The sequence below is a fragment of the Idiomarina sp. Sol25 genome, assembly GCF_033052775.1.
In the GTDB taxonomy this organism is placed as follows: domain Bacteria; phylum Pseudomonadota; class Gammaproteobacteria; order Enterobacterales; family Alteromonadaceae; genus Idiomarina.
In genome coordinates this window covers 824,999-833,116 of sequence record NZ_JAUPEW010000001.1, presented here as the reverse complement: position 1 = coordinate 833,116, position 8,118 = coordinate 824,999, and the positions used below count along the sequence as shown (strand labels likewise).

Sequence of the window (8,118 nt, the reverse complement as noted above, 5' to 3'; positions counted from 1 at the left end):
GGCGGCTGGTTCGACTGGCTGACACCCTTTACTCTTTTCTGCGGTGTGGCGGTGGTTATCGGCTACATGATGCTGGGCGCGACCTGGCTGGTGATGAAAACCCGCGGCGACCTGCAGCGCCAAAGCTACCGAGCCGGCTGGTACACCACGATATTGCTGGTGGCCTGTATTGCCTTTGTGAGCCTTTACTTACCTTATGTCGACCCATTTATTGCCGAGCGCTGGTTCACTTACCCGGCCTCCGTTGGCCTGTGGGCTTTGCCAATATTGCTGGCGGTGATGACCATTGGTTTACTGCGCTCGCTGCATAGAAAACAGGAAGGACGCCCCTACCTATGGGGCCTGGGCATGTTCCTGCTGGCTTACACCGGCTTCGCGGTCAGCATATTCCCGTATCTGGTACCCCGCAGCATTACCCTGTGGGAAGCCGCAGCACCGGACAACAGCCTGAAGTTTCTGTTGGTCGGTGCAATGTTCCTGCTCCCCACGATCTTCGCTTACACAGGTTATACTTATTGGGTCTTCCGGGGTAAGGTCGACCCGGACAGTGGATATCACGATTAGCAGATATAAGTTCTTTCAGGAAAACTCTTCTTAAACTCATGGGCGGCCGGAAAGCCGTCCATTATTTTAATTGCTGCCAGGGAGAGTCAAGATTGCTCATTTTTCGCTTTCTCTTTGCGCGCTTCCCACCAGTGATAAAGCAATGAAATAAGTAGTGCTATGAGAAAATCTTTAAACTCTGTACTGTGTAGAGTGAACTCACCCACTTGAAATGACTTAATGATGGTTCCACCAACAAGGCCTGCGCCAATAATAACCAGCGCCAAGTATATGGTCGAAAGTATTTTATTATCTGTTTTCATATCTGCAACTCATAGCATTCTCAGTGTTTCTTAAACCATCCTCGCATGACAGCCAGTACGGAGTCATCAATACTGTCGCCATTTTCTTTTCGTAGGCCGTGGTCAAGTTCTTCAAAGTACTGATATTTTACATTCTCCGAACTGCTTAGATTTTCTATCATTATATGGGTTCTCTCTGGGTCTACTGAAGCGTCCTGTCCCGATTGAACAATGAGCAGAGGTGTTTTTCCGCGTTCGATGATGTTGATTTGCTTAAGGGTAAGCATTTCTTTCCACCACTTGTAGCCATGCTGGCTTGAATTAACGGTAAAGGGCTCATTTGATGTTTTTATTTGCTCTGCAAACTCGCGAAACTCGGCAAGTACCGATGCTGTAACCTCTGCGGGTGTCGATGCTTTTATATTGTGCTCAATATCGTCCTGAAACGAATTACCGCCACCATTAAATGCGATAGTGGCGGTAATGCCGGGGAACGCTTCGCGCAGCATGACGGCAATAACGGCTCCCTCGCTGCCACCCAGAACGTAAATCGATTGATAACCTTTGTTTAGGTGTTCCAGCACCTGTTTAGCGTCACTGACTCGTTGCGAAGGTGAATCATTGTCGATGTAGGTTTGCGGGCATTCGCTGGTTTCTGGTCTCAGCCCCCATTTTTCAATGAGCAGAACATCGGCGTCCGGTCGCACTTTGGGTAAAACTTCATTAACAGAATTGTTTGTTAATGCGCTCCGGCAATCAGAACCTTGCAATATAAGCAGTAGGTTATTTGCTGGCTTTGTTCTTGAACCAAGGTGATAGGTGATTTTAGAGTCAGCTGGTGACGGGCGTTGCAGTGCCTGTGTTTCAAACGTCAATTCTGATGCAGCTATTGAATAGCCGCTGAAAATTAAAGATATAAGAGTGAGAAATAGATTAAAGCTGCGCATGAATTAAATACCGGTTAATTTTCCATTACAAAGGAGATTATCCGCTAAACGACAACTTTTGGTAACATGCTTTCAAAGTATTTTAGTAACCATAAGCATTGGAATAAACCAACATGACCATAAAGCCGGGTATTTACGAACACTACAAAGGCGGACGTTACCGCGTCATTGATACCGCCCGTCATAGCGAAACTGAAGAGTGGATGGTGCTTTATCAGCCCCTGTATGGGGAACAGGAACTTTGGGTTCGCCCCTTTGACATGTTCGTGGAAGAGGTCAACATAGACGGGAATAACGTGCCCCGATTCTGTTTTATTGGCAATGAGTAAGGGAAGACAATGAACGAAACCGATAACAAACTCTTTTTAGTTTATGTGGGCGGCACGGCGCCTGGAGCGAACATTGAGTTGCATGACATTCGCTTTGTAGTAGGGCAGAGCATGGAAGAGACTTATCCGGCTATTCGAAAAGGGTGGTTCGGCACGCAAAAAGGACTGCACCTGGACAGCTTTGTCCATTTGCACCATGTGGATGGCTACCGTATTCATCTGACCTCTGAAGCGCCTGAAAAACCTGCGCAAAAACGCTTGTACTTCGTTAACTTCGGTGGTTATTTTCCGAATAAGCTGGCCGAGTATCATGACTTTACTGTGGTGGTCGCTGACTCGCCACAATCCGCAAAACAACTGGCTCGCGCACAAGTTTCCAAAGCCGGCTTAGCGGACGCTGAGCAGATTCATAAAGACGACTTACTGGCGGTGGACGACTGCTTGTGCGTTGATTTGGTAGATAACCACTATGTGACGCTTGAGTTTGACGGTGAACAACAGCCGTTGGTACCGGACTGGAAAGGGTATCAGCCACTGCCATAAATTGTCGATATAAGAAGTGAAATGATGTCCTGGTTCAGAACGCACTGGGAATAATATGTTGCGGTAGAAGGACTATTTGCGGGTTGTGTGTATTACTAACGCACAACCGGTACATAAAGCCTGTTTGTCACTACGCTGTCACCGTTAACAACAACCTGAAATAAGTCACCGTAGTCATCTTCTTCAAGTGTTTTGGGGGTTCCGCCTGCGGCTTTTATTAACTCCGAGACCGTGTTGCTGTTGAACCGCTAATAGCGCGGAAATAAGCAGTGAGGCGAAAGTCAGAATACCAAACCAGACCAGTATTCCGTCTACAGGGTTTGGCATTAAGCTTGTGCCGGCCAGTGCAAGACCGAGCAACATAAAGCCTACAATTTTATAGATCCGCTCAGCACGCTGGCTTAACGTCTTTAAATTAAATAGCTTGCGGTGGCGCGCTGTAACAATGCATAGGAGCCAAAAGCCCGCTAAACTAAGCAACCAAATAACAGCTGATATCATGATGTTACCTCAGTTTCCGCTGGTTTCTCTGCGTTATGAGACTGCAGCTGGATAAAACTAAAAGACAGGGCAACTCCGCATAACAACAGTATGAGACTTGTTTTCAGTAACTTGCGAGTAGCAATAATCCACATAACCAGACCGCAGTAGACGCCAAAGCTCAGTAGCATCATCCACATTAAGCTTGTGGCTTTATTCCAGCCAAAAGCCCATAAAAACAGTTCAGGCGTGAAGACTGTAACAATAAGTGTAAAGATAAACCCACCGACTGTTGCTAGCAGAACTCGATAACTTACGGACAGTTTAGACGGCGCATTTGCTATTTTATCTTTCAACATTATTTTGCGTCTCCTTTGAATTCCATTTGCGAACCAGATACCAGGTAAGCCCCAGAAATGCGGCTGCCGTTAAAATGAAACTGGTATCCATGCCAAATAAAGGCCAGTCGCGAGGGTACTGATAATTCAGAAGGTGCCGGTCGACAGTAATAAAGCTGATAAAGGGCAAGCTTAGGTAGGCAAGACCATTAAGCAGTGCGCCGTCTCGCCAGGTTTTTTTGGCGCCGCGAAGCAGCGGATAGCAGACCATTAACAACCAGCCAAAGAAGAACCAGGCAATTTCAAGTTCAGCCCGGTTATCGGCCGCTACTGGCAGTAACCGATTACTCAGAAAGTAGGTGGCAACGGCAAGGGGAAGGCCCATAATAAAACCTGCATTTAACCCGCTTACTAAGTAATGACCGAATGACAGGTTGCCACTGGCTTGCAGTTTCTTTTTGCGTTTTTCAAACCATAAAACTAAGCCTGTGGCTATCATTAAGGTGCCCATAATTCCTGAGAAGAAATACAGCCAACGCAGCTGAGTATCGGCAAAGCGACCGGCGTGTAGGCCTATCATGGTACGCCGTGTCAGCTCCGCACTATTCTCAACGCGCTGGACATGCAATTGCTCACCCGTTACGGCTGAATAAGTCAGCCTCGTATAGTCTGACATAAGCGATTGGGTACGCGCTTCGTAAAAAGTGACGGTGGCATTCGTATCTCCGGGATAATTCACTCGAACTAAACGAATGGGGTTACCCTTTATATCTTCCCGCGCTTTAAAATAAAGCTCCTGCAAGTTATTCAAATCTGCGCTTTCGCCACTAGCCTGTAGCTTAGAAGGCTGAGACTGTAAGGCGTCAAAAAACTCACTTCTGTCGCTATAGCTTAATGACACGGCCGAGGACATATACATCAGCATTAATGTCACTAAGCCGGTGTAGGTGATCATAATATGAAAAGGTAAAGCGAATACCGACGTAATAGTATGCCCGTCGAGCCAGCTGCGCGGACCTTTAGCTGGCTTAAAGGTGAAAAAGTTTTTGAAGATCTTTTTATGTATGACTACGCCGGTAATTATAGCTATCAGCATAAGCATGGCGCATAGGCCGACCAGCCAACGGGCAATATATACCGGCATATAGTGAAGATCGAAGTGAAAACGATAAAGGAAGTTGCCGCCGCGGGTTTCACGTTGCTCAATTTTTTTACCATCACCGTCGAGAACGGCGAACTCAAAACCACGGCCATTACTGGAGTTCGGGTCACGCCAGAATACTTTCGTGGTGGTGGAGCGCTCGTCGGGCAAAGTAATAGACCAGCCCGGCGAGTCAGCGGCTTGCTCTTCAAGGTAGTCTTGTGCTTGTGCAACTGCTTTTTCGGGCGTTGCATGTTGCTTTACATCGGGAAGCATCCATTGTGTAATCTCGAACTGAAAATAGGCTAATGTTCCGGTCAGAAAAACCGCAAACAGTATCCAGCCTACAACTAATCCAGCCCACGTATGGAGCCAGGTCATACTGTCTCTGAATCGTGCTTTCATGATGGTAAAAGTGTTTTTTTAGTTTTTGTCAGAGCAGTATTAAATCACAAAATACATATTAATGAAAATTATTATCATTTGTATTGTTACTGGTTGGCTTAACTTTGTCGCCAGATTCAGTCTTTTGCTCTCAAATTTTCACCGCGAGCGCTTTCTGTAAGGTAAACTGCGAAAAATTTTGAGAAGGGATAATTCCGTCAATGAAGACTTTCAAGCTCGCGTTTCTTTCTGTGGTTGTTTCAGGTGCTTTGTTTAACTCCGCGCAGGTAGCTGCGCACGATGGTATTGAACGAATATTAGTTTCAGGGCATCAGGCGAATTTGCTGGGGCAGGCCATGTCGGCTTCTGAAGGTGTGCTGGGGCAACCTGAAATAGAAATTCGGCCTATGTTGCGCACCGGCGAGTTAATGGAACTGATTCCGGGAATGAGTGCAACTCAGCACAGTGGCAGCGGCAAAGCGAACCAGTACTTTTTACGTGGCTTCAACCTCGACCACGGCACTGATTTCGCCACTTATATTGATGGTATGCCAGTTAATATGCCAACTCATGGACACGGTCACGGCTATACCGATATTAACTTTCTGATTCCTGAGCTGATTGAACAGGTGACCTATCAGAAAGGTTCTTATCACGGCGACGTGGGCGATTTTTCCAGTGCCGGCAGCGTGGGTTTTAGCACCCAGATGAAGCGGAAAAAAGGCCTTGCAAAAGTGAGCCTGGGTGAAGACGCTTACCAGCGAGTTTTGCTGGCTGACAGCGTTGCTCAGAACAGTACTAGTACAACTTTATACGGGCTTGAGTATCAGACTTATGATGGCCCCTGGACGGATATTGACGAGGACGTTGATAAAATTAATGCGGTCGTACGTCACAGCATCCGTACTTCTGAGGGCGTGCTTACCTTTGGAGCTATGGGTTACGAGAATGAGTGGAACAGTGCTGACCAAATTCCTTCCCGGGCGGTTAGTCAGGGCATTATTGATGAGCTGGGTTCTATTGATGACACTCTAGGCGGCAAAACTCACCGCTACAGCGTCAATGCCATTTACACAACGGCTGACTACGCGCTAACCGCCTATGTTATCGACTACGAGTTATCGTTATTCTCAAACTTTACGTATTACCTTGATGATCCTGTGCTGGGCGACCAGTTTGAGCAAGTTGATGACAGAAAAATTTACGGGGCATCAGGTAGTTGGCATCCGGACAATAATCTTACTCTGGGTTTTTCAACCCGCTACGACGATATTGGCGAAGTCGGTTTGCACAAGTCGCAACAACGGGAGCGACTGGGTACGGTAAGAAGCGACAGGGTAAAAGAATGGAGCACCGGCGTTTATGCCAGCTACGACTATCAGTGGACCAGCAGGCTGAGAACGAACCTGTCATTGCGCTATGACTACTTTGATTTTGACGTTAACTCCTTAGTTGATACCAATATCTATAACGTAGCTCTTACTCCGAACAACGGTGAAACTTCGGATGACCTCTGGTCTTTTAAAGGAAGTGCCAACTATTTATTAACTGACGACGCGGAGCTGTATTTGTCAGCGGGGCAGGGCTTTCATTCCAACGATGCACGAGGCACGGTGACAAGTGTTGACCCGAATAATGGCGACGCCGTTGATGCGGTTGATCCATTGGTCAGAACCTTTGGTTATGAAGTTGGTGTGCGCTGGCGACCTAGTGCGAAATTTAACAGTTCACTGGCACTGTGGTCATTAGAACAAGACAGCGAATTATTGTTTGTGGGAGACGCTGGTAATACAGAAGCCAGCCGTTCATCAAAACGGCAGGGCATCGAATTGGCTGCCTATTACAATTACAGTGACCAGCTAAGCTTTGATCTTGAATACGCTTATACCGATGCTGAATTTGATGACAGCAAGGTACTTGAACAGGAAATACCCGGTGCGATGGAAGACATTCTTCAACTGGGCGTTACAAAACGCTTTGATGATAACTGGTTTGCAACGGTTCGTCTGCGCTATTTGGGAGAGCGCCCCTTGGTTGAAGATAACTCAGAGCGTTCCGACAGCTCGACGGTTGTAAACTTTATGCTGGGTAAAAAGTGGAACGCATGGGCGATGAACTTACAGGTTCTTAATGTGTTTGACAGCAATGATCATGATATAGACTACTTTTATGCATCCCGGTTGCCGGGCGAGCCAGCAACCGGTGTGGAAGACTTGCATTATCACGTAATGGAGCCAAGAACCGTTCGCTTTGAACTGTCGTACGAGTTTTAAACCTTATTTTATATTTTCAATCAGCTGCGAAAGCGAGCTTACGGTAATGGTAGGCTCGATTCCCCAAGGGTCAAACTGAGCCTCTTTAGTCCGCTTTACCCAGGCGGTTTTCCAGCCAGCGGCGTTAGCCCCGATAATGTCAAAACTGTTACTGGAGATAAGCCAGGTGCTCTCGGCCTGACTGCCCGTTTTATCAAGAAAATGTTGATAGACTTCCGGGTCAGGCTTGAAGCTTTTAATGTCTTTGCAGCTTATAACGTCTTTAAAATAGCTGCTCAATTCGGCTTTCTCCAGTAACCCGGAAACGGCCTCCTGGCTGCCATTGGAAAAAGCAAAGCAACCCATACCCGATAAGCTCAACTTGCTAAGCGCCGTCCTGGCATCATCAAATGCAGGCAGACGCGTATAGGTATCAAGCAAGTCTTCTTTTTGCTCTTCATTTAAAGGCGAGCCGTATTCGTTGTTGGTAAATTCGAGGGCTTCTTTAGTGCAAACGGCAAAATCCTGATATTGCCGCATAAGTCCGCGACGAAACGAATATTCTAATTGCTTATCACGCCAACGACTGGAAAAACTCTCTGCTTTGTCTGTGCCAAGGTATGAACTTAAAGTTGAAACCACACCTTGCGCGTCGATAAGCGTGCCATAAACGTCAAAAGCCAAATTCGTCAAAACTACACTCCAGCTACTTAAAATACAGGTTCTTCTTCTACGAAAAAAACGATGATTTAGCTCGCTACTGGTTTTGCTAATACGAATTATTGTTATTTGTATTTACATTTGTAAACAGCATGGGTAGCATACGCAACCGCTTAACTCACAAAATTAAGGATAAACA

10 protein-coding genes are annotated in these 8,118 nt (G+C 46.6%); 4 read left to right on the top strand and 6 right to left on the bottom strand.

The window, feature by feature from the left end:
- The coding region (locus tag Q5L94_RS04045) for a cytochrome d ubiquinol oxidase subunit II (RefSeq protein WP_317497186.1) at positions 1-564 on the top strand (564 nt) is incomplete at its 5' end.
- Between the two features lie 86 nt (positions 565-650).
- Here the strand turns inward: Q5L94_RS04045 and Q5L94_RS04040 are convergent.
- Together Q5L94_RS04040 and Q5L94_RS04035 are read right to left on the bottom strand one after the other, a co-directional pair.
- Positions 651-866, bottom strand: a complete 216-nt coding sequence (locus Q5L94_RS04040; RefSeq protein WP_317497185.1) for a hypothetical protein — start codon at positions 864-866, stop codon at positions 651-653.
- A 20-nt stretch (positions 867-886) separates the two neighbouring features.
- A complete protein-coding gene (locus tag Q5L94_RS04035) occupies positions 887-1,792 on the bottom strand; it encodes an acyl-CoA thioester hydrolase/BAAT C-terminal domain-containing protein (protein WP_317497184.1) in 906 nt (301 codons plus the stop codon).
- A 113-nt stretch (positions 1,793-1,905) separates the two neighbouring features.
- On the opposite strand from Q5L94_RS04035, the gene Q5L94_RS04030 reads away from it, so the two are divergent.
- Together Q5L94_RS04030 and Q5L94_RS04025 are read left to right on the top strand one after the other, a co-directional pair.
- On the top strand, positions 1,906-2,121 hold the full coding sequence (locus Q5L94_RS04030; protein ID WP_317497183.1) for a DUF1653 domain-containing protein: 216 nt from the start codon (positions 1,906-1,908) through the stop codon (positions 2,119-2,121).
- A gap of 9 nt (positions 2,122-2,130) precedes the next feature.
- Positions 2,131-2,664, top strand: a complete 534-nt coding sequence (locus tag Q5L94_RS04025) for a DUF1543 domain-containing protein (protein WP_317497182.1) — start codon at positions 2,131-2,133, stop codon at positions 2,662-2,664.
- Between the two features lie 183 nt (positions 2,665-2,847).
- Here the strand turns inward: Q5L94_RS04025 and Q5L94_RS04020 are convergent, their stop codons facing one another.
- The 3 genes from Q5L94_RS04020 to Q5L94_RS04010 are packed head-to-tail and all read right to left on the bottom strand — an operon-like array spanning position 2,848 to position 5,004.
- Positions 2,848-3,165 (bottom strand): DUF3325 family protein, encoded by a 318-nt coding sequence (locus Q5L94_RS04020; protein WP_317497181.1) that lies wholly within the window; start codon positions 3,163-3,165, stop codon positions 2,848-2,850.
- On the bottom strand, positions 3,162-3,503 hold the full coding sequence (locus tag Q5L94_RS04015) for a hypothetical protein (RefSeq protein ID WP_317497180.1): 342 nt from the start codon (positions 3,501-3,503) through the stop codon (positions 3,162-3,164). Before Q5L94_RS04015 ends, Q5L94_RS04020 begins: the two co-directional genes overlap by 4 nt.
- On the bottom strand, positions 3,490-5,004 hold the full coding sequence (locus Q5L94_RS04010; RefSeq protein WP_317497179.1) for a PepSY-associated TM helix domain-containing protein: 1,515 nt from the start codon (positions 5,002-5,004) through the stop codon (positions 3,490-3,492). The genes Q5L94_RS04015 and Q5L94_RS04010 overlap by 14 nt, the downstream gene beginning before the upstream one ends.
- A 224-nt stretch (positions 5,005-5,228) precedes the next feature.
- On the opposite strand from Q5L94_RS04010, the gene Q5L94_RS04005 reads away from it, so the two are divergent.
- Complete coding sequence (locus tag Q5L94_RS04005) at positions 5,229-7,280, top strand: TonB-dependent receptor (protein WP_317497178.1); 2,052 nt, start codon at positions 5,229-5,231, stop codon at positions 7,278-7,280.
- Between the two features lie 3 nt (positions 7,281-7,283).
- Here Q5L94_RS04005 and Q5L94_RS04000 read toward each other — a convergent pair whose 3' ends face one another.
- On the bottom strand, positions 7,284-7,952 hold the full coding sequence (locus tag Q5L94_RS04000; protein WP_317497177.1) for a haloacid dehalogenase type II: 669 nt from the start codon (positions 7,950-7,952) through the stop codon (positions 7,284-7,286).
- Positions 7,953-8,118 lie beyond the last annotated feature (166 nt).

What these genes read in the sequence shown, in the direction of transcription:
- Q5L94_RS04040 (WP_317497185.1), bottom strand. Translation starts at nt 866, where the DNA reads ATGAAAACAGATAATAAAATACTTTCGACCATATACTTGGCGCTGGTT.
- Q5L94_RS04035 (WP_317497184.1), bottom strand. Translation starts at nt 1,792, where the DNA reads ATGCGCAGCTTTAATCTATTTCTCACTCTTATATCTTTAATTTTCAGC.
- Q5L94_RS04030 (WP_317497183.1), top strand. Translation starts at nt 1,906, where the DNA reads ATGACCATAAAGCCGGGTATTTACGAACACTACAAAGGCGGACGTTAC.
- Q5L94_RS04025 (WP_317497182.1), top strand. Translation starts at nt 2,131, where the DNA reads ATGAACGAAACCGATAACAAACTCTTTTTAGTTTATGTGGGCGGCACG.
- Q5L94_RS04020 (WP_317497181.1), bottom strand. Translation starts at nt 3,165, where the DNA reads ATGATATCAGCTGTTATTTGGTTGCTTAGTTTAGCGGGCTTTTGGCTC.
- Q5L94_RS04015 (WP_317497180.1), bottom strand. Translation starts at nt 3,503, where the DNA reads ATGTTGAAAGATAAAATAGCAAATGCGCCGTCTAAACTGTCCGTAAGT.
- Q5L94_RS04010 (WP_317497179.1), bottom strand. Translation starts at nt 5,004, where the DNA reads ATGACCTGGCTCCATACGTGGGCTGGATTAGTTGTAGGCTGGATACTG.
- Q5L94_RS04005 (WP_317497178.1), top strand. Translation starts at nt 5,229, where the DNA reads ATGAAGACTTTCAAGCTCGCGTTTCTTTCTGTGGTTGTTTCAGGTGCT.